The sequence below is a fragment of the Microbacterium sp. BWR-S6Y genome (assembly GCF_041379845.1).
Lineage (GTDB): Bacteria > Actinomycetota > Actinomycetes > Actinomycetales > Microbacteriaceae > Microbacterium > Microbacterium hydrothermale.
In genome coordinates this window covers 313,876-338,303 of record NZ_JBFECV010000001.1, presented here as the reverse complement: position 1 = coordinate 338,303, position 24,428 = coordinate 313,876, and the positions used below count along the sequence as shown (strand labels likewise).

Annotated in this window: 16 protein-coding genes; all 16 read left to right on the top strand. The window is 72.4% G+C overall.

Going from position 1 to position 24,428, the window contains the following annotated elements; genetic code table 11:
• The first annotated feature begins 96 nt into the window (after positions 1-96).
• Positions 97-2,634, top strand: coding sequence for a glycoside hydrolase family 65 protein (locus AB1K56_RS01540; RefSeq protein WP_371204235.1), 2,538 nt, complete (start codon positions 97-99; stop codon positions 2,632-2,634).
• 275 nt (positions 2,635-2,909) lie between these two features.
• Positions 2,910-5,861 carry a DNA polymerase III subunit gamma and tau gene (locus tag AB1K56_RS01535; RefSeq protein WP_371204234.1) on the top strand — a complete coding sequence of 984 codons (2,952 nt, stop codon included), beginning with the start codon at positions 2,910-2,912 and terminating at the stop codon, positions 5,859-5,861.
• On the top strand, positions 5,861-6,454 hold the full coding sequence (recR, locus tag AB1K56_RS01530) for a recombination mediator RecR (RefSeq protein WP_136586708.1): 594 nt from the start codon (positions 5,861-5,863) through the stop codon (positions 6,452-6,454). The genes AB1K56_RS01535 and recR overlap by 1 nt, the downstream gene beginning before the upstream one ends.
• A 422-nt stretch (positions 6,455-6,876) precedes the next feature.
• Positions 6,877-7,413 carry a hypothetical protein gene (locus AB1K56_RS01525; RefSeq protein ID WP_371204233.1) on the top strand — a complete coding sequence of 179 codons (537 nt, stop codon included), beginning with the start codon at positions 6,877-6,879 and terminating at the stop codon, positions 7,411-7,413.
• On the top strand, positions 7,410-9,119 hold the full coding sequence (locus AB1K56_RS01520; RefSeq protein ID WP_371204232.1) for a PASTA domain-containing protein: 1,710 nt from the start codon (positions 7,410-7,412) through the stop codon (positions 9,117-9,119). The genes AB1K56_RS01525 and AB1K56_RS01520 overlap by 4 nt, the downstream gene beginning before the upstream one ends.
• A 516-nt stretch (positions 9,120-9,635) precedes the next feature.
• On the top strand, positions 9,636-10,652 hold the full coding sequence (gene pstC, locus AB1K56_RS01515) for a phosphate ABC transporter permease subunit PstC (protein WP_264631320.1): 1,017 nt from the start codon (positions 9,636-9,638) through the stop codon (positions 10,650-10,652).
• Entirely contained in the window at positions 10,652-11,977 is a 1,326-nt protein-coding gene (gene pstA, locus AB1K56_RS01510; RefSeq protein ID WP_371204231.1) for a phosphate ABC transporter permease PstA, read from the top strand. The genes pstC and pstA overlap by 1 nt, the downstream gene beginning before the upstream one ends.
• Positions 11,974-13,566 (top strand): phosphate ABC transporter substrate-binding protein PstS, encoded by a 1,593-nt coding sequence (pstS, locus tag AB1K56_RS01505; RefSeq protein WP_371204230.1) that lies wholly within the window; start codon positions 11,974-11,976, stop codon positions 13,564-13,566. The genes pstA and pstS overlap by 4 nt, the downstream gene beginning before the upstream one ends.
• 145 nt (positions 13,567-13,711) lie before the next feature.
• Complete coding sequence (locus AB1K56_RS01500) at positions 13,712-16,390, top strand: hypothetical protein (RefSeq protein ID WP_371204229.1); 2,679 nt, start codon at positions 13,712-13,714, stop codon at positions 16,388-16,390.
• Between the two features lie 88 nt (positions 16,391-16,478).
• A complete protein-coding gene (locus AB1K56_RS01495; RefSeq protein WP_371204228.1) occupies positions 16,479-17,579 on the top strand; it encodes a hypothetical protein in 1,101 nt (366 codons plus the stop codon).
• A gap of 29 nt (positions 17,580-17,608) precedes the next feature.
• On the top strand, positions 17,609-19,168 hold the full coding sequence (locus AB1K56_RS01490) for an Ig domain-containing protein (RefSeq protein WP_371204227.1): 1,560 nt from the start codon (positions 17,609-17,611) through the stop codon (positions 19,166-19,168).
• A gap of 145 nt (positions 19,169-19,313) precedes the next feature.
• A complete protein-coding gene (locus AB1K56_RS01485; protein WP_371204226.1) occupies positions 19,314-20,483 on the top strand; it encodes a hypothetical protein in 1,170 nt (389 codons plus the stop codon).
• A gap of 50 nt (positions 20,484-20,533) precedes the next feature.
• Positions 20,534-21,262 (top strand): hypothetical protein, encoded by a 729-nt coding sequence (locus AB1K56_RS01480; protein ID WP_371204225.1) that lies wholly within the window; start codon positions 20,534-20,536, stop codon positions 21,260-21,262.
• Positions 21,259-22,341, top strand: coding sequence for a sortase (locus AB1K56_RS01475; RefSeq protein ID WP_371204224.1), 1,083 nt, complete (start codon positions 21,259-21,261; stop codon positions 22,339-22,341). The genes AB1K56_RS01480 and AB1K56_RS01475 overlap by 4 nt, the downstream gene beginning before the upstream one ends.
• Before the next feature lie 475 nt (positions 22,342-22,816).
• Positions 22,817-23,590 carry a phosphate ABC transporter ATP-binding protein gene (locus AB1K56_RS01470; protein ID WP_240752695.1) on the top strand — a complete coding sequence of 258 codons (774 nt, stop codon included), beginning with the start codon at positions 22,817-22,819 and terminating at the stop codon, positions 23,588-23,590.
• Positions 23,591-23,600: 10 nt separating this feature from the next.
• Positions 23,601-24,413 (top strand): hypothetical protein, encoded by an 813-nt coding sequence (locus AB1K56_RS01465; RefSeq protein WP_371204223.1) that lies wholly within the window; start codon positions 23,601-23,603, stop codon positions 24,411-24,413.
• The last annotated feature ends 15 nt before the right edge of the window (positions 24,414-24,428 follow it).

Below are 24,428 nucleotides of genomic sequence, written 5' to 3'. Positions count from 1 at the left end.
GCCGCCGACCCGGGCGGCGAGACCGTGCACCACCCGTGCCGACGGCTCCACGCCGTCGCGCTCCGACCCGAACCCGCCACCGGAAGGCACGCCCCGATGATCGATCGCGATCGTTTCCCCATCGACGAGTGGCGACTCGTCGAGACGCAGTTCTCGATCGACGACGTGGGGGTCACCGAGACCCTCTTCGCCGTCGGCAACGGCTACCTGGGGCTGCGCGGCAACTCGATCGAGGGCCGCTTCGCCCAGGAGCAGGGCACCTTCATCAACGGGTTCCACGAGACGTTCCCGATCCGTCACGCCGAGCAGGCCTACGGCTTCGCCGAGGTCGGCCAGACGATCATCAACGCCCCCGATGCCAAGGTCATGCGCGTCTACGTCGACGACGAACCTCTCTCGCTCGACGTCGCCGACGTGCGCGAGTACGAGCGCGTGCTCGACATGCGCCAGGGGATCCTCCGTCGCGACATCCTGTGGGTGACGCCCTCGGGCAAGCGCGTGCGCATCGAGGACGAGCGCTTCGTGTCGTTCGACGAGAAGCACCTCGCGGTGCTGCGGCTGACCGTCACCGTCCTCGACGCCGACGCGCCCGTCACCGTCAGCAGCCAGCTGCTCAACCGTCAGGACGGCGAGGGAATCTACGGCGGTTCGCCGATGGCATCCACCGGGGCCGGATTCGACCCGCGCAAGACCGAGAAGCTCAGCGACCGCGTGCTGCAGCCGCGCGAGTACTGGCAGGACGGCGAACGTTCGGCGCTGAGCTACGAGGTGAGCGAGTCGGGCATGACGCTCGCCGTCATCTCGGACCACCTCGTCGACACGCGGAACGAGTACACGTCGCGGCGCCTCATCGAGCCCGACATCGCCAAGAACGTCTACCGGGTGCACGCGAAGGCGGGCGTCCCCACCACGATCACCAAGCTCGTGAGCTACCACACCTCGCGGGGCGTGCCCGCGGGCGAACTGCTCGACCGCTGCCGCCGCACCCTCGACCGCGCCGTCGAGACCGGCGTCGACCGCCTGGTCGAGAAGCAGATCGCCTGGTACGCCGACTTCTGGGACCGCTCCGACGTGCGCATCGGCGGTCACGGCGACCTGCAGCAGGCGACGCGCTGGTGCCTGTTCCAGCTCGCACAGGCCGCCGCGCGCGCCGACGGACAGGGCGTGCCGGCCAAGGGCGTCACCGGATCGGGCTACAGCGGCCACTACTTCTGGGACACCGAGGTGTACGTGCTGCCGTTCCTGGCGTACACGTCGCCGCTGTGGGCGCGCAACGCCCTGCGCATGCGGTACCTCATGCTGCCCGCCGCGCGAAAGCGCGCGCACCAGCTCAACGAGGCGGGCGCGCTGTTCCCGTGGCGCACCATCAACGGCGAGGAGGCCTCGGCCTACTACGCGGCCGGCACCGCCCAGTACCACATCAACGCCGACGTCTCGTTCGCGCTCGCGAAGTACGTGCGCGCCACGGGCGACGAGGAGTTCCTCGCCCGTGAGGGCGTGGACATCGCGGTCGACACCGCGCGGCTGTGGTCGACGCTCGGCTTCTGGCGCTCCAGCGACGCCGCGGCCGACGGCGAGCACGACTCGTTCCACATCCACGGCGTCACGGGGCCCGACGAGTACACCACCGTCGTCAACGACAACCTCTTCACCAACGTCATGGCGCGCTTCAACCTGCGCTTCGCCGCGCGCACCGTGCGCGACCTGGCCGAGAACGACCCCGACGCGTACGCGCAGATGGCCGACCGCATGAACCTCGACCCCTCGGAGCCCGAGCGGTGGGAGAAGGCGGCCGAGGCCATGCACATCCCGTTCAGCGAGGCCCTCGGCATCCATCCCCAGGACGCCGTGTTCCTCGAGCGCGAGATCTGGGACCTCGAGAACACCCCGCCCGACCAGCGACCGCTGCTGCTGCACTTCCACCCGCTGGTGATCTACCGGTACCAGGTGCTCAAGCAGGCCGACGTGGTGCTCGCGCTGTTCCTGCAGGGAAACCACTTCACGGATGCCGAGAAGCTCGCCGACTTCGAGTACTACGACCCGCTGACCACGGGCGATTCCACGCTGTCGGCCGTGGTGCAGTCGATCCTCGCGGCCGAGGTGGGCTATCAGGACCTGGCGCTGGAGTACTTCCGTCAGGCCGCGTTCGTCGACCTCGGCGATCTGCACCACAATGCCTCCGACGGCGTGCACGTCGCGTCGGCCGGCGGAGTGTGGACGGCGCTGGTGAGCGGCTTCGGCGGCATGCGCGACCACTTCGGTCGCCTGACCTTCGACCCCCGACTGCCCGCCGACTGGCCCGAGCTGTCGTACGTGCTGCACTGGCACGGGACGCGCCTGGACGTCACCCTCACCGCGACCGCGCTCACTCTGCGGGCCGGGAACGACGGCGGCCCCGTCGCCTTCGCGGTGCGCGACGTCGAGTACACGGTCGCCCCGGGCGAGACCGTGCGCGTCGCCCTGCACGGTCAGGGCCCGGTGCGTCCGGGTCGCCCGTCGATCCGCCAGCTCGAGGGCTCGGTGCGCGAGGACGGCACCCTGCTCTCGGCGTCGGTGCCCATCGTCACCGCGGCTATCCCGATCGTGAGCGACGACGATTCGCCCATCGCGGTGGGTCTCGACGGCGGATTCTGATCCTCCCCGAGCGCGGTGGCATCCTCCGGGATGTCGCCGCGTTCGTCGGTGGGGGTCCTCAGGGCGTCGATCAGGCCGCCGTGCGTCCGCGCGGGTCGTCGAGAACAGGGGATCCGGCGAGAACAGGACGGATGCCGGGGCTCCCGGCCTGTTCTCGCGCGATCTCCTGCTCCCCAGCGCGCGGGCGGGGTCCGGCATCCGGGAAATCCGGCGGTGCGCACCCGGTCGGAGCCGGTCACGGAGGCGATGTCGGAGGGACGCCGTAGGCTGGTGGAGTGACGACAGCCCTGTACCGCCGCTACCGCCCCGAGGCGTTCGGCGAGATGATCGGGCAGTCGCAGGTGACCGAACCGCTCATGACCGCCCTGCGCAGCGACCGCGTGGGTCACGCGTATCTGTTCTCCGGTCCGCGCGGCTGCGGAAAGACGACCTCGGCCCGCATCCTGGCGCGCTGCTTGAACTGCGCCGCGGGTCCCACCGACACCCCGTGCGGTGTGTGCGACAGCTGCGTCGAGCTCGGGCGCGGCGGCGGGGGATCCCTCGACGTCGTCGAGATCGACGCGGCGAGCCACAACGGCGTCGACGACGCGCGCGACCTTCGAGAGCGGGCGATCTTCGCCCCCGCGCGCGACCGTTTCAAGATCTTCATCCTCGACGAGGCCCACATGGTCACGCAGCAGGGCTTCAACGCGCTGCTCAAGCTCGTCGAAGAACCCCCCGCCCACGTGAAGTTCATCTTCGCGACCACCGAGCCCGAGAAGGTGCTCGGCACCATCCGCTCGCGCACGCACCACTACCCGTTCCGTCTGGTCCCGCCCGCGGCCATGCTCGACTACGTCCAAGAGCTCTGCGAGAGCGAGTCGGTCGGGGTCGAGGCCGGGGTCCTTCCGCTCGTCGTCCGAGCCGGGGGCGGTTCGCCGCGAGACACGCTCTCTCTGCTCGACCAGCTGATCGCCGGTTCCGACGCGGATGCCGCGGGGCACGTCCTCGTGCGTTACGAGCGGGCCGTGGCGCTGTTGGGCTACACCCACTCCGAGCTGCTCGACGAGGTCGTCGACGCGTTCGCCGCGGGCGACGGGGGAGGGGCGTTCGCCGCGGTCGACCGGGTCGTGCAGACCGGTCAGGATCCGCGCCGCTTCGTCGACGATCTGCTCGAGCGCCTGCGCGACCTCATCGTCGTCGCGGCGACGGGCGCGGGAGCCTCCGCCGTGCTGCGCGGCGTCCCCGACGACGAGCTGGAGCGCATGGCCCGGCAGGCCACCGCCTTCGGTGTGCACCGTCTCTCGCGCACGGCCGATCTCGTGGTCGCCGCCCTCGACGAGATGACGGGCGCCACCTCGCCCCGTCTGCAGCTCGAACTGCTCGTGGCGCGCGTACTCACGCACGCCGGGGTCGCGCAGGGGACCGCCCCGGCGACCGCCCACGACCTCGACCTCGCGCACACCGCCTCCGCGGCCCCGATCGCCCCCGCCACGGGGCGTCCGGCATCCCCCGCGGCCGACATCGCCGCTCCGGGTGCCACCGCGCGTGACGGGGGAGCGGCGTCGTCCCCGCGCATCGCCGCACCGGCCGCCGCCGCGGCGCCGGTCGCGTCGCCGGGTGGACCGCGCATCGCGTCTCCGGGTGTCGCGGCACCCACGGTGGCCTCGCCGGGTGCGGCTCCGGCCGTTGCTTCTCCGGGTGTGGCGGCGCCCACGGTGGCTTCTCCCGGTGCGGCTCCGGGCGTTGCGTCGCCGGGTGCGGCGCCGGCCGTTGCTTCTCCGGGTGTGGCGGCGCCCACGGTGGCCTCGCCGGGTGCGGCGCCGGCCGTTGCTTCTCCGGGTGCGGCGGTGCCGGTCGCGTCTCCCGGTGCGCCGTCCGCACCGACGTCGTCGCGTAGTGCGGAGCCGAGCGGCAGCGCGCCGATCGCGCAGCCGGATTCCGCCGCCCTCGCGCGTCCACAGTCCGGCCCGGACGCCCCCGTGGCGCCCTCGCCGGGGCGGTCCGCATCCGGTGCCTCCGCCGCGACCGCCCGTGCGCACCCCACCGCCGCCGCTGCCGATGACGCCGACGCGCCGCCGCCGTTCACCGACGACGACGCGCCGCCCCCCTTCGACGATGACGGCGACGCGCACCCCTTCGACACCGCGCCCACGCCCGGGGGTGACCGCGCCTCGATGCCCGCCGCGGCGACAGTCCCGTCGCCGCGTCCCGCGGCGGATGGCGCGCCCCCGTCCGCCGACTCCGGCCCGGCGGGCCGTGGGGCTCCCGCGACCCCGCGCCCGTCCGAGGCGAACGCACCGGCTCAGGCGACGGATGCGCCCGCCGCGAGCGAGCGGTCCGCCGCGGCGGAATCGACGGCGTCGACCGCGGCATCCGCCTCGCCCGCTCACGAGACGCCGCGACCCGCCTCGACGGACGCGACCTCCTCCGCCGACGACCCCTCGCCGCTCGAGCCGGTCGCGCCGACCCCGCCGGCGACGCCCGTGGGCCCCATCGAGCTCGGGCATGTGCGCGACGCCTGGCCCGAGGTGCTCGGGCAGCTCGAGGTGGCCAGCAGGTCGTCGTGGCTGGTGGTGTCCACGGCCACCGTCGCCGCGTTCGAGGCCGAGGTGCTCACCCTCGCCTTCCGCACGTCGGCCGACCTCGCCGCCTTCAAGACGCGCACCCCCGAGGGCGGCCCGAGCGAAGACCTCCGGCAGGCCATCCAGGCGGTGCTCGGCGTGCGCGTGAAGTACCTCGCTCGTCTCGAGGGCGACGGCGGTCCCGGCGGATCACCGCGCCGCCCGGGCGATGGATCGCCGGCCGGTCCCGGAGCAGCCCGCAGCGCGGGGCCGACGGCATCCGCGCCGCGCACCGCGTCCAGCTCGGCGCCCTACGCCTCGTCGGTGACCGAGTGGGCCGTGGCGCCCATTCCGACCTCCGACGGGGGAGCGCCGACCGCCCTGGCCGTCGATGACGAGCCCGACGACGCGGTGGTCGAGTCGACGCGGATCGCTCCGCACGCCGGCGCGGTGCTGCCTCCGCGCGAGGTCGCCCCGTCGGTCCCGGCGCCCGACGAGGTCGACGACGACGACGTGATCCCGCCCGCGGACGAGACCGAAGCGCCGCTGCCGCCCGTCGTCGTGCCCCGCATGGCCCCGCTCCGCGGCGGCGTGCAGCGCTACGGCGAAGCCGTGGTGCGCCAGATGCTCGGCGCCACCTACGTGCGCGATGAGCCCTACGAGCCCCCGACGAGGTTCAGCTGATGTACGACGGCATCGTCCAAGACCTGATCGACGAGTTCGGTCGCCTTCCGGGCATCGGCCCGAAGTCGGCTCAACGCATCGCGTTCCACATCCTGCAGTCGCCGTCGTTCGACGTCTCGCGCCTGTCGACGCTGCTCGGCGAGATCCGCGACAAGGTGAAGTTCTGCGAGATCTGCGGCAACGTCACCGAACAGGAGCGCTGCTCGATCTGCCGCGACCCGCGCCGCAACGCGACCCTCATCTGCGTCGTCGAAGACGCGAAAGACGTCGCCGCGATCGAGCGCACGCGCGAGTTCCGTGGGCTGTACCACGTGCTCGGCGGAGCGATCAGCCCCATCGCGGGCATCGGACCCGACGACCTCCGGGTCGCGCAGCTCATGCAGCGTCTCGCCGACGGAACCGTGCAGGAGGTCATCCTCGCCACCAACCCCAACCTCGAGGGAGAGGCGACCGCCACCTATCTGAGCCGGTTGCTGCACACCCTGGAGATTCGGGTGACGCGACTGGCATCCGGTCTGCCGGTCGGCGGCGACCTCGAATACGCCGACGAAGTGACCCTCGGTCGCGCTTTCGAGGGACGTCGCGCGCTCTGAGCTCCGGCCGGGCGACGCGTGCTCGCCGCGCGCCCGGCCCTCACCCGCGTCGGCGCCCTCCCCGCAGCTCGGCGGGTCGCAGCGCTCGGCGCCCTCCCGCGCAGGCGCCCTCCCCGCGGGTCGGCGGGCCGCGGCGCTCGGCGCTCACCCGCGTCGGAGCCGTCGGCGGGCAGTCGAGCTCGACCCTCATTCGCGTCGGTGCCCGCGCGGGGGTCGGCGAACGGCATCCCTTCGTCGAGTGGAGTGGCCTCGCGCTGATCCCCGCCCGACACCGGGTGAGAAATCCGTTGCGGGGTGGTGAACCTCTCGTTCACTCGTTGCTCTCGGCGCGGACAGAAGGGAGGAGCACGTTCATCTCTGCGGAACAGTGCCGGACGACCCGTAAGTCCCGCACACGGGTCCGTCAGACAGGGGCCATCTCCGTGGGCGAAAAGCTCTCCGTCGCGCCTGCCCGCCGGGGCCGCGTGATCTTCGACACCTTCCGATCGGCGTACGATCCGCGGCTCGCCGCGTGGTTGCTGTTCCGCTCGTACGTCCTCCCCGAGCTCGCGGGCGTTCCGCTCGCGGCCCAGGACGCGGCGCCCGGGACCGGGCTGGTCTCGCTCGGCGTGTTCGGCGTCTGGCGCCTGCTGGCGACCAACAACCGCGAGCTCGCCCGATGCGCAGCGGTGTTCTCCTCGCCGGCCGCCGCCCTCGAAGCCGCGCTCGCCGACCAGCGTCGCACCGCGGAACTGCAGCTGAGCGCCGTGCGCGGTCCCTCCGCCACCAAGCACGCCTGGGTCCTGCGCGGCGGAGGCCGCCCCGTGGTGACCAGCGCCCGCTGGTACGAATCGGCGGGGGAGGCGGTGAGCGCCGGCCGGATGGCGTCGGCCGTCCTGGCATCCGCAGAGGTGAACGAGACCGTCAGCATCGGCACCGCTTCGGGTCGTCGCTCGCGCGTGCTCGAGCGTTCGACGTGACGGGCGTCGAGGGCCCGGCAGTCGGCGGCGGGCTGATCGCCGGGCGATTCCGCCTCGGGGAGCTGCTCGGATCGGGAGGCACGGCGTCGGTCTTCGCCGCCGTCGACACCGTCACCGGGCGACGGCTGGCCGTCAAGCTGCTGCATCCTCACCTGTCCGAGAGCGCACCCGTGCGCGACGCGTTCCTCGCGGAGGCGAGGCGGACGGCCCAGGTCGCGCACCCCGCCGTCGTGGTGATCGTCGACATCGGCGTGTACGACGACAGCGGCACCCCGATCGCGTGGATCGCGCAGGAGAGGGTGGCGGGCCGCCCCCTCTCGGAGCACGTCCGCGCGGAGGGGCCCCTGAGTCCGCGGGAGGCGGTCGCCGTCGCGGCCGACGTGCTCGCTGGCCTCGAGGCGGCGCACGCCGCGGGGGTGATCCACCGCGACGTCTCGCCCTCGAACGTGCTGGTCCGGCGCGAGACCGACGGCGGCATCCGCGCGACCCTGCTCGATTTCGGTCTGGCCGACGCGGCGGGGCGCACCGCCCACGGCGACGACGTCCTGCGCAGCGCCGTGACCGACGCCACGGCCGGTGTCGTCGGCAATGTGCAGTACGCCTCCCCGGAGCAGCTGTCCGGTCGACCCGTGGGTCCGCGGGGCGATCTGTACCAGGTCGGCGGTCTGCTGATGTTCGCCCTCACCGGGCGCGCGCCGTTCGACGGCGACGACCGCCTCACGCTGGCGCGGGCGCACCTGAGCGCACCGCCGCCGGTACCGTCGGTGCGTCGGCACGGGATCGCGCCCGCTCTCGACCGTGTCGTGGTGCGCGCCCTGCTGAAGGACCCCGAGGACCGCTTCGACGACGCCGGCGCGATGCGCGCGGCGCTGCTCGCGGCGCAGGCGACGGTCGACGCGCCGGCGAACGGCCCGCGGACCCCGCCGCCGGGGCGACAGCGGGCGGAACCGTCCGTTGCTCGACGCCCCGCGGCCGCGGGGGCTCTCGCGGTGGTTCCGTCGTCGACTCCCGCTCCGTCTCCGTCGTCGCCCGGGCGGCGCTCGGCCGGATGGGGCACCGTCATCGCTGTCGTCGCGGTCCTCGTCGCGGCCGCGACGGCCGTGCCCCTCCTGGCCGGCGCCGGGCGCGAGATCCCCGTCGCCGAAGCCGCGACCCGGGCGCCGAGCCCCCCGCCGACGACGCCGCCCACCTCTGATCCCACCCCGGTCGTGGCGAGCCCCTCCACCCCGCCGCCGGTCACCGTCCCCGCCTTGACGAGCTACGCCGACGCGCCCACCGTGCTCGCCTCCGCGGGGTTGCGAGTGGGAGAGGTCACCGTGCGCGACGAGGCGGCCGTCGCCGGAACGGTGCTCGAGTCGATCCCCGGCGCGGGCTCGTCGGTGCCCCGCGACAGCGCGGTCGCCCTCGTGGTGGCATCCGGATCGAACACGGTCCCCGAGGTATCGGGGATGGATGCCGCGACCGCGACCTCGCATCTGCGTGCGGCCGGGTTCGCCACGACCGTCGTCGCCGTCGTCTCGGAGCGCACGGAAGGACTGGTCGTCGCGCTCGAGCCGGCGGCCGGGAGCTCCGTCGTCCTCGGGTCCGCGGTGCGCGTGCTCGTCGCGCGCGCCCCCGCGCCGAGCCCGACGCCGACCTCGCCCGCGGTCACGCCCTCTCCGTCGCCGACCGTCACGCCCACGCCCACCCCCACGATCCTGCGCTGACCTCGCCCGGGGCGGTGCTCTGCGGTGCGGTGTCGTCCGCCGTCCATCCGTCGGGAGCGAAGGGAACCGGATGACGAGGCACTGCGTCGCGGCATCCGGGCGGGCCCCCGGGCCCTGCGTCGCGGCATCCGCGAGTGCGCCGGGCCCCGCGTCGCGGCATCCGGGCGGGCCCCCGGGCCCTGCGTCGCGGCATCCGGAAGCCCTCCCCGGGGGCACGCGTCCGACCGACCCCCGCATCCGGGCCGCCCGCGTCCGGGCGAGCCCCCGGACACCCGCCCCCGCGGCGTCGATGTCCCTCGTTCACCTTCCGGCGCTGCGCGTTCACCCGGCGGCCAGGGCGTGTGGCGGATCGATCCCGGCCGCGTTCACAGCCCACTCCTACCGTCGCTGATACCGGCTGACCCGAGCCGGTTCCCGGCACACGAGCGACGCGCGTCGCCGGCCTGCGCACGCGCCCCGTTCCGCCCGCCCCGGACCGGGGGAGCCCGCGGCCGACCGCGCTCGATGGAGAACGCGATGACCGACACCACCACGGAGGTCCTGCCTCGGCAGGCGGCCGATCCTCTCGAACCGCGGTCGCTCAAGAGCGCCCCGGTCGTGTCCGATCGGATCTTCCGCGGCGGCGCGTACGCGGCGGGCGTCATCACGGTCGCCGTGATGCTGGCCGTGGGAGTCTTCCTCACCGCTCGCGCGGGCGATGCGCTCGTGGTGGCGGGACCCTCGTTCCTCACCACCCAGGAGTGGTCGCCCGAGACCGGCTCGTTCGGGGTCGCGGCGGTGCTGTTCGGCACGGTCACGATCGCCCTCGTGGCGATGTCGGTCTCGGTTCCGCTCGCCCTCGGGACGGCGCTGCTCATCAGCGAGATCGTGCCGCCGCGCCTGCGATCGCTCCTGATCACCATGGTCGATCTGATGGCGGCCGTTCCGAGCGTGGTGTTCGGACTGTGGGGGGTGTTCTTCCTCCAGGCGAACGTCATCCCGGTGGCCGAGTGGATCTCGGTCTACTTCGGCTGGATCCCGATCTTCCAGGTGACGGACGCCACGGGCGCCCGTCTCACCGAGGCGGGGGCGTTCACCTCGTCGGCCTTCATCGCCGGCATCGTCGTCGCGCTCATGGTGGTGCCCACCCAGACCTCGGTCATGCGCGAGGCGTTCTCCCAAGCACCCCTCGGCGAGCGCGAGGGCGCCCTGGCGCTCGGGTCGACGCGGTGGGGGATGATCCGCGCCGTCGTGCTGCCCTTCGGGCGCGGCGGCATCATCGGCGGCACGATGCTCGGCCTCGGGCGCGCGCTCGGCGAGACGATCGCCGTGGTCATGATCATCTCGCCGATCTTCACCATCAACACGCAGCTGCTCAAGACCGGCACCAACTCCGTCTCGGCGCTCATCGCGCTGCGCTACGGCGAGGCGAGCCAGTTCGGGCTCTCGGCGCTCATGGCGGCCGGACTCGTGCTGTTCATCATCACGCTGATCGTCAACTTCACGGCGTCCATGATCGTGGCCCGGAGCCGGTCCGGAGCGGAGAGCAACTGATGGCCATCCTCACTCCCGAAGCCCCCCTCGCGGGCGAAGGCGCCCCGGGCGAGCCGATCCGCACCACCATCCCGCTCCGCGACGGGCACGTCGGCGAGCGCCGCGACCTGCGCACGGTCCCCTTCGGCGACCGCTTCGACCTGCTCGGCAGCGCCGCCGCGGCGCTCGCGGTCTCGACGCTGCTGTTCGGATGGCTCACCCCGATGACGGGGGTCATCGGGTGGGTCGTGCTGTCGTTCGTCGGTTTCCTCGGGATCTACGCGGTGATGTCGTCGCTGCGCGCCGACCGCCTCGCCGTGCGCGAGCGGATCGTGACGGCCCTGTTCTACTCGGCGGGGGTGATCCTGCTGGGCGCCCTGATGTTCGTGCTGTTCTTCACGCTCATCCGGGGGTCGGCCGCCCTAATGAACGGCAACTTCTTCGTCGAGACGATGACCACGGCCGGCCCCCTCGATCCGCTGACCACCGGCGGCATCGCCCACGCGATCGTCGGCACCCTCATCCAGATCGGCATCGCCCTGTCGATCACCATCCCCCTCGGCGTGATGACGGCGGTGTTCCTCAACGAGATCGGGGGGCCCTTCGCGCGGTTCGTGCGAACGGTGTCGGATGCCATGACCGCGTTGCCCTCGATCGTGGCGGGGCTCTTCGTCTACGCCGCCGTCGTGACCCTCATCACGCACGAGCGTTCGGGGTTCGCGGCATCCCTCGCCATCAGCGTGATGATGCTGCCGATCATCGTCCGCGCGTCGGACGTGGTGCTGCGCCTGGTGCCGAACAATCTGCGCGAGGCGTCGTACGCCCTGGGTTCGAGTCGGTGGCGCACGGTGTGGAACGTCGTCCTGCCCACCTCGCGCTCGGGCCTCGTGACGGCGGTGATCCTCGGCACCGCCCGCGGGATCGGCGAGACCTCGCCCGTGCTGCTGACCTCCGGCGTCACGGCGCAGATGAACCTCAACCCCTTCTCGGGCCCCATGATCTCGCTCCCGCTGCAGGTGTTCGACTTCGTCAAATCGCCCGAGCCCAACATGATCGCGCGCGGCTTCGGGGCGGCGGCGACCCTCGTCCTGCTCGTGCTGACGCTGTTCATCGTCGCGCGCCTGATCGGCGGCCGCGGACCGGGCCAGCTCTCCGACCGCCAGCGCCGCGCGGCCGCCGCGGCCTCGGCGCGGGACGTCCGGCGGATGAGCACCGACACCGCCACGCACTCGCGCGCCGTCCGCCGCCTCGGAGCGCCGAGCGGTCCGGCATCCTTCCTCCCCTTCCTCCGCACGGGCTCCGCCCGCACCCGCCGCCCCCGACCCTCCGAGGAGAACTCGTCGTGAACCTTCGTCACCGCTGGGGCCGCATCGCGGCCACGCTCGCGGTCGTGACGCTCGTGGCCCTGGTGCCCGCGCCGGCCCAGGCCGACGGCTACGTCCCCATCTCGGGGTCGGGCTCGACGTGGTCGCAGAACGCCCTCGATCAGTGGCGCAAGAACGTCGCGAACAACTACGGCATGACCGTCAACTACTCCGGCACGGGGTCGTCGGCCGGACGCAACGACTTCATCAACGAGACCGTGGACTTCGCCGTGAGCGAGATCCCGTTCCAGAGCCAGCCCGAAGACAACTCCCCGCCGGAGAACCCCGCGACCCCCTACGCGTACATGCCGATCGTCGCCGGTGGCACCTCGCTGATGTACAACCTCAAGATCGGCGGCAAGCGCGTGACCAACCTGCGCCTGTCGGGCGAGGTCATCGCCAAGATCTTCGCGGGCCAGATCACGAAGTGGAACGACCCCGCGGTCCAGGCCGACAACCCGGCCCTGGCCATGCCCGACGTCTCGATCACCCCCGTCTACCGCTCCGACGGGTCGGGCACCAGCGCGCAGTTCACGCTGTGGATGTCGAAGCAGTTCGGCGGGGTGTGGACCTACGGCATGCGCTCGCAGTTCCCGCAGGTGACGCCGGCGTTCAAGGGCCAGAACGGCTCGCTCGGCGTGGCGGGCTACGTCAGCCAGAACTACGGCGAGGGCGCCATCACCTACGTGGAGTACTCGTACGCGATGAAGTCGGGCTTCCCGGTCGTCAAGGTGCTCAACAACGCCGGGTACTACGTCGAACCGACGTACCAGTCGGTCGCCGTCGCGCTGATGTCGGCGGCCATCAACCCCGATCTCACGCAGAACCTCGACGGCGTCTACAACAGCACCGATCCGCGTGCCTATCCGATGTCGAGCTACTCGTACATGATCGTGCCCACGCAGACGAACAAGGTCTTCACCGCCGAGAAGGGCCGCACGCTCAGCCGCTTCGCGACGTACATGCTCTGCGAGGGCCAGCAGCAGGCGTCGGCCCTGGGGTACTCGCCGCTCCCTATGAACCTCGTTCAGGCGGGATCCGACGTGCTGAAGAAGATCCCCGGGACGGAGGGAGGCGTCGACTTCGCCAACTGCAACAACCCGACCTTCAAACCGGGGGACTCGCCGCAGAACAATCAGCTCGCCCTCACCGCCCCGCCGCCGCCGGAGTGCGACAAGAAGGGCGCGACGCAGTGCGTCGAGGGCACCGGCGGAGCACAGGAGGAGACGCCGGCGACCGGAGCGGGAGGCGCGAGCGGGGGAGCGAACAGCGCTGCCGCCGCGGCCGGGGCGACCGGAGCAGCCGCGGCGGGGGATCCCGCCGCCGCCGCGGCCGCGGGAACGACGGCCGGGGCGACCGCATCGGAGCCCGTGTACGACGCGAACGGCAACCTCGTCGCCGCGGCGGCGGGAGGGACCTCCGCGGCCGTCTCGGCACCGTTCACCCTCGCCGAGAACGGCTGGGGGACAGCGCAGTTCATCATGCTCGCCGCCGGTCTGCTCGTGGTCGCGGCGATCCTCATCCCGCCGTTCCTCGCGCGACGTCCGCGCGATGCGCGTCGATCGAGATAGCCCTCTCACCTGGGATTTGTGGCGTTCGCACGTGCAGCCCGCGGTGGCGGTGCCTCGTTACCGCCGCGTTCATCCCGCCGACACCCGTCACCCGTCAACTGGTCTCGACGCTCGCTCGAGACGTCCGCCCGCAAAGGAAGTACCCGTGACTGAACAGCGCCAGCGCCACCGCGCCGAGCCCCCCTCCGGGGGCCGACGCGCGCGGCGGGCGTCGTCGCCCCGGCACTCGGACGAGCCCCGCGCCCGGCTGCACCGTCTTCTCGCGTCGAGCGCGGTCGGCGTGATCGCGGGCGTGACCATCTTCGGTCTCACGGGCGGCAGCGGAGCCCTCTTCGCGAGCGGATCGGCGGCCGTCGCCGACGACTCCTCCGCCGTGACCGTCACCGCCCGACAGCAGGACGCCGACATCGCCGACGCCCCCTTCCCCGACCTGGCCGTGACCGTGTCGCAGACCCGCGCGCTGGAATCTCAGGGCATCGTCGTGTCGTGGACCGGGGGCAAGCCCTCGACCGTCCCGAGCTCGCAGATCGGCGGCGCCGACTTCCTGCAGGTGTTCCAGTGCTGGGGCGACGATCCCGCCGATCCCGGTACCCCCGACCGCACCACCTGCCAGTACGGTCTCGGCGGCGTCCCCGGATCCCACCGCGACGACCCCCGTGACAGCGACGCCTCCGTCGCCGAGCAGGACAAGGCGTTCACCGTCTACGGCGACGGGTTCGCGACGCCCACCTACACGTCCATCCCGTTCCGCGCGGCCAACGGCCGCACGATCGCCAACGTCGTCGACGGGAAGTATTCGTACACCAAGGACGCCGACGGCAAAGACGTCCTCGCCGACATGAACACGAACGAGTTCTTCTCGAAGTACACCACCAACATGGTCGCCTGGGCCGGCTCGGGCGGCGACGGTTCGGGCTCGGTCAAATTCGAGGTGCAGACCGCTCTGCAGTCCCAGGGGCTCGGCTGCGGTTCGCCCGTGACCGCCGCGGACGGTTCGGTCTCGGGATCCGGCTGTTGGCTCGTCATCCTCCCGCGCGGAAAGGCCGACGGAGGGGCATCCTTCGTCACGAAGTCGGGGTTGTTCTGGGATGCCTGGAAGCACCGCATCGCGGTGAAGCTCGACTTCAAGCCGCTCGGCGTGCGCTGCCCGATCGGCGCGAGCGAGCGTCAGCTCGCGGGAAGCGAGCTGATCAGCCGCGCCATCTCGTCGTGGCAGCCCGCGGTGTGCAATCAGACCGGGGGCTCGGTCTACTCGGCGATCACCGGTGCCGAGTCCGACGCGGCCCGCGCCGCCAACGGCACCGCGCCGGCGCCCCTCGCCCTCACCTCGCGCCCGCTGGATCCGAGCCTCGGCACGGATTCCCTCCGTTACGCCCCGATCGCGGTGACGGGAGCGGCCATCTCGTTCGCGATCGACCGCAACCCCCGGCCCGGTGACGACACGGTCCCCGAAGAGGACCGCTCCCGCGTCGGGCTGCCGTTCACCTCGCTCAAGCTCACCCCGCGGTTGGTGGCCAAGCTGCTGACGAACTCCTACCTCGACTCGCTCCCGACCTTCGCCGACCGCGACCACCTCAGCCACACCGACGGCGACACGCGCGTCTTCAACCCGCGCAATCTCGTCAGCGACCCGGATTTCCTCGCCATCAACGACCCGGAGTGGGCCTACCAGTCGCTCGCGGCCGCATCCCTGGCCGACGCCCTCGTCCCGCAGGGGCGGTCGGATGCCGCCTACGCGATCTGGCAGTACGTGATGAGCGACGAGTCCGCGCGGCGGTTCCTCGAGGGCACCCCCGACGACTGGGGGATGACGGTCAACCCCTGGAGTGCGACGACGGATGCCGCGAACGCCTCGTCGCAGGCGATGACCCTGCCCCGCGAGGACTTCCCCAAGGCCGATCCGATCGAGCAGGCGGCCACGGAGGCGGCCGGTCCGGTCAACCTCGTCACGTGGCGTCCGTACGTCAACGACCTCGACGCCGGCGCCTACAACACCCTCCGCGGAGACGGCCTCACCCTCGGCGGGTGGGATCCGATCGCCACCCCGCCCAAGTACGGAAAAGCCGATCGCAGCCTGCCCGGTCGCCAGACGGTCATCGCGGTCACCGACACGGCATCCGCCGCCCGCTATCAGATCGTCACGGCGGAGCTGAAGAATCCCGCGGGCGAGTTCGTCGGGGCGACGACGGATGCCATGGCGGCCGCGGCCGCGGCCATGACGGCCGACGCCGGTCAGTCCCAGGTGGTCTCGTTCGACCCCACCTCGCCGGCCGCGGCGGCGGCGCGGGGAGCGTACCCGCTGACGATGCCCGTGTACGCCGCGGTCAATCCGAAGGTGAGCGACGCCGACCTGCGCCGCAGCTACGCCGCCTTCATCCGGTTCGCCGCGACCGACGGCCAGCAGTCCGGCACCGCGATCGGTCAGCTGCCGCAGGGCTTCCTCCCGCTGCCCGAAGCCTGGCGCGACCTCGCGATGGCCGCCGCCGACGACATCGAGGCGGGGCGGATGCCGACGGCCGGGGGCGGTGGCACCACGACGCCCGCGTCGCCGGGGACGCCCGTCGCCGGCGTCCCGTTCCCGAGCGGCGGTGTGGTCGGGAGCGCCCCCGCCGCCGCGGCGGTGCCCGCGGGAGGGTCGGCCCCCGCTGCGACCGCCGCCGACCCCTCCGCGACCGGAACCGCGGCCGCGGCGAGAGCGGGAGCGACGACCCCCGACGACCCCGACCTCGGCGCCCTGCCTGCCGCCCTCCCCGTCAGCGTCGCGGGCGGTCTCGCCTCCGCCTTCGCCGTCCCCCTGCTCGGCCGCCTGCGTCGACGTCTCTGACGTCGCGCCGCCGACACCCCACGACCTGCCCTCTCCCAACTGAACACCCGAACCCCCATCACTGCATCACACATCGAAAGGCATTGAGTTGAAGCTCAAGAAGCTGGCCGCCATGGGCGCGGCCTGCGGTATCGCGATCGCCGGATTCGGCGTCGCCTCGGTGGCCTCGGCCGAACCGGTCTCGAACAGCTACGCGCTGGTCGGGTCCGACACGCTGCAGGACTCCGTCAACGCGATCACGAACGGAACCACCCTCACCGGTTCGCTCGTGCGCGTGACCTCGAGCAACAAGACGCTCGGGAACTTCGACGCATTCGGTGCGACCGCGATCCAGACCAAGCAGGGCGGTCCGTTCTTCGGACGCCCCGCCGGGTCGGGTGCGGGTGTCACGGCGCTGCGCGCCTCCATCACCGGAGCGGCCTACAGCGGCAACGCCGGCGTGCCGGCCCGTCCCATCACCGGCCAGGTCGACATCGCCCGCTCCTCGAGCGGACCGGGCAGCAACGCCAACGCCAACGGTCTGCTCGCCTACGTGCCCTTCGCCCGCGACGCCGTGGGCTTCGCGTACAAGGGCGGCGACTCGTCGTGGGCCACGCTGAGCGCCGCTCAGCTGAAGTCCATCTACGAGTGCAACACCACCTCCATCGGCGGCGTCACGGTCAAGCCGCGCCTGCCCCAGAGCGGTTCGGGTACGCGCAACTTCTTCCTCGGTGCGATCGGCAACCCGACCCTCGGCTCGTGCGTCACCGACGCCAACGGCACCACGCCCGAGAACGACGCCTCGGTGCTCGGCGCCAACGACCTCATCCCCTTCAGCGCGGCCAGCTGGATCGCACAGGCGAACGGGGCGACCGGGGTCAACACCACCCTCAACTCCGGTGCCAGCTTCGGCTCCCCGGTCGGCGGCGAGCCCGCCTTCACGGGCACCGCTCCCAACCTCGTCCCCAACACGGACTTCTACAAGGACGCGACCTTCGGCCGCGACACCTACCTCGTCGTCGAGTACGCGCGCATCGTCCCCGGTGACGCGAAGTACGACGCCGGCCTGGCGAACCTCGTCAACCCCTCGGTCGCCAACAGCCTCACCAGCTTCGGTGCGCTGCCGGTCTCCGTGGGTGGCGTGAAGAAGAAGTTCGGCTTCCTCGCCCCCTCCACCACCACCATCCAGCGCGCGTTCGCGACGCTGTGACCTTCGAGCTCGGAAAAGGACTCACTTCGATGAACATCAAGAAGTTCGGGACGATCGTCGCCGCGGCGACGGCGGTCTCGCTTCTCGCGGGCGGCTTCTCGGCCACCGCGGCGAACGCCGCCACGCCGGCGCCGCAGTTCTACCTCCTCGACGGCGGCGACGGGCACCTGCTCGCCGACGACTCCGTCCTGAGCTGGGACTCCCAGGTCCTGGCCACCCCCGGACCCACCGTCGACGACATCACCGTCACGTTCCCGGGCACCCCCGACGCGACCGGCGTGGCCTACTTCATCGCCCCCCAGGGCAAGGAGACCACCATGTCGGCGTGGACGGCGTCCAGCGACGGCGCCCTCACCCCCGGCACGGTCGACATCATGTCGCCGAACCTGACCCTCTCGGGCTTCCTGTTCGGCAACTGGGCCCAGGTCAAGGCGAACGGCGGCGACTTCAGCCTCGGCTTCGCGTGGACCCGCAACAACGGCCTCAACATCGCCGACGCCGGCGTGAAGTTCGTCGGCATCCACGTCAAGCCCGGCGGCGACTGGACGTTCGACCCGCAGAGCTCCGGCCCCGCGGTCACGGCCCCGACCACCGTCAGCGGTGCGATCGACGGCCTCGTCGTCGGGACGCCGTTCTCGCAGACGCTGACCGCCGACGGTACGGCACCGCTCACGTGGTCGATCAAGGACGGCGGCTCGCTTCCCGCCGGCCTGAGCCTCGACGCCTCCACGGGTGTCGTCGCGGGAACGCCCACCACCGGGGGCGCGTACAGCTTCACCGCCGTCGCGACCAACAGCGCGGGCAGCGCCGAGAAGGCCTTCTCGGGCTCCGTCACCACCGGTAAGACCGGCCCCGACAAGCCGTCGGGCTCCTCGGCGAACAAGGTCGACGTGGCCGACCCGGCGAAGGGCGCGAAGAACATCGTCGTCCCCGCCGGTGCCGCCAACAAGGGCAAGACCCTCGAGGCGTGGGCCTGGTCGGAGCGCACGGACCTCGGTCAGGTCACCGATGACGGCAACGGCAACTTCTCGGTCGACATCTCGAGCCTCCCCGGCGGCGAGCACACGATCGCCCTCGTGCTCCCCGGCGACGCCGACTTCGGCATCCTCGCCTGGGACACCTTCACGAAGGTCTCGTCGTCGGGCGACCCCATCGCCGACAACGTCGACCTGACGGCCGCTGTGACCGCGAGCGACCTGTGGTCGCTCAACGCCGAGGCCACCAAGGTCGATTTCGGCAGCGTCGCGCGCGACAAGAGCGTGACCAAGGCCCTCGGCAAGGTCACCGTCGTCGACGACCGCAACGTCCTCAAGGGGTGGGACCTGACCGCCGCGTGGAGTCCCTTCACCAACGGCGCCGGTGACCAGATCCCCGCGAGCGCGCTCGCGCTGACGCCGAAGGCGTACTCCGGCTACACGCCGATCACCGGTGTGACGGTCGGCACGGGCTCGACGATCGCCTCGAGCACGGCGGTCTCGACGCTCACCACGGGTGCGCTCTTCGACGCCGACCTCACCTTCACCGCACCGAAGGACGCGCAGACGGGCGACTACACCTCGACCCTGACGGTCACCCTCACCTCCAAGTGAGCTGACCCGCGCCGCGGCCGCGCGGAGGGATCCGATCGATCCCTCCGCGCGGTCCCGCGTCGGGCGCCCACGCCCGATCCGTTCCCCTCAGCCCTCGTTCACCTCGGCGACACACCCGCGTCGCCCCCATCTGCGGAGATTGACCGTGCTCTCCTCGACCTCGCGGCGCCGCTTCCCGGCTCTGGGCGCCGCCTCGATCGCCACCGCCGCGATCGCCGCCCTCCTGTGCGTTCCGACGGCCGCGTCCGCGGCATCCGGCGCCCCCGTGACCGTTCCCGCCTCGATCGCCGCCCCCGCGTCGACGACGCCGTCGCTCCTCGCCGCCGAGGGTGATGCGGATGCCGCGACCGTCGGCGTCGCGACCCGCCCCGCGGGCGAAGACGGCCGCCCCGACGGGCGATCGCGCTTCACCGTCTCCGCCGACCCGGGCCAGACCGTGACCGACCGCGTGCTCGTCGGCAACACCGGCACCGCACGCCAGGACTTCACCGTCTACGCCACCGACGCGTTCAACGCCGACACCGGCGACTTCTCGTTGCTTCCGACGGATGCCACACCCACCTCGGTCGGGTCATGGGTGCGGTTCGACGACGGGAGCGATCGCGTCACCTTCTCCCTCGACCCGCAGGAGGTGCGCCTTCTCACCTTCACCGTCGCGGTGCCCGCGGACGCCACCCCGGGCGATCACGTCGGCGGGGTCGTGGCATCCGTCATCGAGAGCGGAGCGCAGGTCAACGTCGACCGTCGCGTGGCGACCGCGATCTTCGCCCGCGTGTCGGGGGACCTGCAGCCGCAGCTCTCGCTCACGAGTTACGAGGCGTCGTACGAGGGGGCGTGGTGGAACCCGTTCGCAGGCTCGGTGCGGCTGCGGTACACCGTGACCAACCCCGGCAACATCGCCCTCGCCGCCAACCTCACCTCGGGCGTCGGCACCTGGTTCGGCATCCCGGCGACGGGAGCGCAGGGCGGCGGGGTCCCGGTCCTGCTCCCCGGCAACAGCGCGACCTACGAGGACACGGTCGACGGGGTCGGCCAGTGGCTGTACCTCAACCCGCACACCGTGCTCAACCCGTTCGTCGAATCGCCGGACCCGTCGATGCAGCTCACGATGGTGCCCATCACCCGGGATGCCGTGACCTTCGCCGTGCCGTGGACACTGCTCATCGTCGCCGCGCTCGCCGCGGGAGCGGTCCTGCTCCTGCGCTGGCGACGTCGCCGCGACGAGGAGAGGGCGCAGGAGTGGATGGACTTCGTCGCGCGCACCGCGGCCGATGACGCCGCCGCCCTCGTGGGGGCCCGGGCGGACGGCTCGTGAGCCGCGCCCGGCGGCCGCGTCCCGTCGGAATCGCACGGTGCGTCCTGGCCGTGGCTCTGGCCGTGGGGTCGCTCGGCGTGGGCTCCGCAGCATCCGCCGACGATTCCGGCACTCTCTCCGTGACCATCACGGACGGCTCGACCACGCCCACGCCGACTCCGACGGCCGCCGGCGACGGCGGCTCCGGTTCGCCGACCGGCGGGGCGGGCGCCGTCCCCTCGGGCGGCTCCCGTCCGCTTCCCGCCCCCGCGCCGGCCCCGGGAGCGGGCGGAGGCGCCCCCGCCGGGGGCGGGACCGCGCCGACCGGCGAGGTGAGCATCGCCGGGATGCTGTACGTCGGCGGGTTGAACGCCGCGGCGACCCCCGCGGTCGATCCGGCCGGGGGAGTCGTCGACGTCTGGTTCACGGTGCGCAACGCATCGTCGAGCCCCATCGATGCGACCGCGGACTTCTCGATGGACACGGGCATCTTCCCGCAGCGCCTCGACACCGTCGACGACGTCGCCGTCCCGGCCCTGCAGCCGGGGGAGACGCGTGTGGTCGCCGCGCGCCTGAAGCACGGGGGGCAGTGGACGCTTCTGTCGACCCACGTCACCCTCACCCCGCCCGAGAGCGTGGACGGCGTCGCGCTGACCCCCGTGACGCGCGACGCGCTGGCGCTGATGTTCCCGTGGGTGCTCATCTCGCTCGCGGTGCTCGTCGCCGTGGCCCTGACGCTCGTGCAGGTCATCCGCGTCGGCCTGCGCCGCGCGGCGACCGCGACGGCGGTGACGACGTGACCCTGCTCGGCCGCCTCGGCCCGCGGTGGACCGACACGGCCCGCGCCGTGGCCGGGGCGTTGCCGTTCCCCGTCGCCTCCCGGCGGGCGGGTGTCGCCGCGTCGATCGCGTCCGCCCCGATCGTCACCCCCACGGGGGCAGCGGCACCGCGCGGCGCGCGTCCCGGGTCGGGACCGATGCCGCCGCGGCCGCCCCGCCGCCCGCCGCGTGCGCGTCCCGTCTACGCTCCGCTGGCCCCCGGTCAGGTGTTCCTGCGCGGGATGCTCGTGTCGCTGTCGGTACTGGTGCTGGTGTTCCTGGTCAACCTGCTCGTGATCAGTCACGTCTCGCACTTCGCCGCGCAGCAGCAGGCGCGCGACACCTTCCGCGCGCAGCTGGCGGCCGGCACGGCCCCCGTGAGCGAGGGCGATTTCGAGGATCATCTACTCCCCGACGGAGCCCCCGTCGGCATCCTCTCGATCCCGCAGCTCGGGGTCGACGAGGTGATCTCCGAGGGGACGACCTCCGGGGTGCTCATGCACGGACCCGGTCACCGGCGCGACACCGTCCTTCCCGGTCAGGCGGGGGTGAGCGTGCTGATGGGGCGCGCGGCCGCGTTCGGCGGACCCTTCGGTGGTCTCCAGTCCCTGCAGCCGGGCGAGACGTTCACCGTGCGCACCGGGCAGGGCGAGCAGACGTTCGAGGTGCTCGGCGTGCGCTACGCGGGCGATCCGACGCCGCCGGCTCCGGTCCGCGGCGAGAGCAGGCTGATCCTCATGACCGCGCGCGGGGCGCCGTACCTCCCGACGGGAGTCGCCTACCTCGATGCCCGCGCCACCGGAGCGGCGAAGCCCGCCGGCGCCCGCCAGACCACCTCGATGACCCTCCCTCCCCAGGCGCAGCCCCTCGCGACCGACATGACGACGGTGTGGGCGCTGGTGTTCGCCCTGCAGCTGCTCGTCGTGGCCGAGTTCGTCGCCGTGTGGGCGTACCGCCGCGTCGGATGGCAGAAGACGTGGATCGTCTTCGCCCCCGTCCTCCTGCTGGCGAGCGTGTTCGTCTCCGACCAGCTCATCCGCCTCCTCCCCAACCTCCTGTGAGCGAGACCCCATGACCTCGACCCCCGATCCCCGCGATGAGGCGAACGCCCCGGCGTGGGGCGATGTCGCCCGCACCGAGGTGCACCCCGTCGGCTCCGCCGCGGGAGACACCTCGGACCCCTTCATGACCGACGTCCTGGGCCCCGACGAGGCGCTCACCCTCGCGGAGCTCGAACGCGACGGGCTCGAACGCGACGGGCTCGAACGCGACAGGCTCGAACGCCACGGGCTCGCCGAGGCGGATCGCGCCGGGGCGACGGCTGTCGGCGCCCCGCCGACGTCGCGGCGCGGGGGGCGGCTCTTCTCCCGTCGGGACCCGTCGCCCTCGATCGACGTCGCTCCGTTCGCGGCCGCCCCCTTCGACACCCGCACCGCGGTGCTCGCCCCGACGGCCCCGCCGGTGTTCACCGCCCCCGGTCTCACGGCGCACGCCCCCGCCGCATGGCCCGAGGTCCCCGCCCCGGCGGCGGCGTCGCTGTCCGAACTCGATGCGCGGTCGATCTCCGCCTGGTTCGGCGATCATCAGGTGCTCCTCGACGTCTCGCTGACCATGCCGGCGGGTCAGGTGACGGCCCTCATCGGCCCGTCCGGGTGCGGCAAGTCGACCTTCCTCCGCATCCTGAACCGCATGCACGAGCTGGTGCCCTCGGCATCCCTCGCCGGTGAGGTGCTGCTCGACGGCGACGACATCTACGACGCCGGGCACCGTCTCATCGACGCCCGCAAGCACATCGGCATGGTCTTCCAGAAGCCCAATCCGTTCCCGGCGATGTCCATCTACGACAACGTCATCGCGGGCCTGCGGCTCACCGGCACCCGCGCCTCGCGCGACGAGAAGGACCATCTCGTCGAGACGTCGCTGCAGAGCGCTGGACTGTGGAAGGAGGTCAAGGATCGCCTCCGCGCCCCCGGGGGCGGCCTGTCGGGCGGCCAGCAGCAGCGTCTGTGCATCGCCCGGTCGCTCGCGATCAAGCCGCGCGTGCTGCTGATGGACGAACCGTGCTCGGCTCTCGACCCCACCTCGACCCGCGTGATCGAGGAGACGATGGGCGAGCTGCAGAAGGAACTCACGATCGTCATCGTCACCCACAACATGCAGCAGGCGCAGCGCGTATCCCAGCAGTGCGCGTTCTTCCTGGCATCCCAGGGTCAGCCCGGCCACATCGTCGAGCACGGCGACACGGATGCCATGTTCGACTCGCCCATCGACCCCCGCACGTACGACTACGTCAACGGGCGCTTCGGATGAGGCGCGGCGCATGACCCTCTTCGATCAGCAGACCGCCGTGCTGCCTCCCGCGCGCCCGATCGACGAGCCCGAGCCGGTCCGGTCGGGGACGGCGCTCCTCCTCGCCCTGCTCGCCGGCGCCCTCGTCGTCCTCCTCTCGGCGGCGGTCTTCATCGCCGAGACGGTGGCCCGCGCCGAGGCGGAGCAGACGGTCGCCGACGGGGTCCGCTCCGCGTGGGCGATCTCCGGGAGCGAGCGCGTGCGGGTCGACATCCCCGGTTCCATCCTCGTGCAGGAGGCCCTCGGTCGATTCGACCGCGTCGACGCGACGGTCTTCAGCCTGCCGACCGGCCGCGCCAACGCGGATCTGACCGTCTCCCTCGAGGGTCTGCGAGTCACCGACGGAGGGTGGGATGCCGACCGCCTGTCCGCGTCGATGACCCTGACCGCGGCGCAGGCCACCGCGCTCCTGATACCCGCCGAGGAACAGGGACGGGTGCGCATCGACTTCTCGGGAGGCGACATGGTCGTCGGCGGGGCGACGCCCGGCGCGGCCGACACGAGCGTCACGATGACGCCGCGCTTCGAGGACGGTCGGCTCGGCGTGGCGCTGTCGGCCGTCACCGTGAACGGAGCGACCCTCTCGGCAGAGCAGGTGCAGGCGCAGACGGGTGCCGATCCCGCCGCGACGGGGCCCGCTCCGCTCTGCCTCGCGGAGACCGTGCCGGGCTTCCTGCACCCGCACGACGTGCGGATCGCGGACGGACGTCTGCGCATCGAGTTCGACATCGACCGCGACGCGTCCGAGACCGACGCGGGCCGACGACCCGGGTCCTGCCCCTGACCCGGCCCCGCGCTC

What these genes read in the sequence shown, in the direction of transcription:
- AB1K56_RS01490 (WP_371204227.1), top strand. Translation starts at nt 17,609, where the DNA reads ATGAACATCAAGAAGTTCGGGACGATCGTCGCCGCGGCGACGGCGGTC.
- AB1K56_RS01540 (WP_371204235.1), top strand. Translation starts at nt 97, where the DNA reads ATGATCGATCGCGATCGTTTCCCCATCGACGAGTGGCGACTCGTCGAG.
- recR (WP_136586708.1), top strand. Translation starts at nt 5,861, where the DNA reads ATGTACGACGGCATCGTCCAAGACCTGATCGACGAGTTCGGTCGCCTT.
- pstA (WP_371204231.1), top strand. Translation starts at nt 10,652, where the DNA reads ATGGCCATCCTCACTCCCGAAGCCCCCCTCGCGGGCGAAGGCGCCCCG.
- pstC (WP_264631320.1), top strand. Translation starts at nt 9,636, where the DNA reads ATGACCGACACCACCACGGAGGTCCTGCCTCGGCAGGCGGCCGATCCT.
- AB1K56_RS01465 (WP_371204223.1), top strand. Translation starts at nt 23,601, where the DNA reads ATGACCCTCTTCGATCAGCAGACCGCCGTGCTGCCTCCCGCGCGCCCG.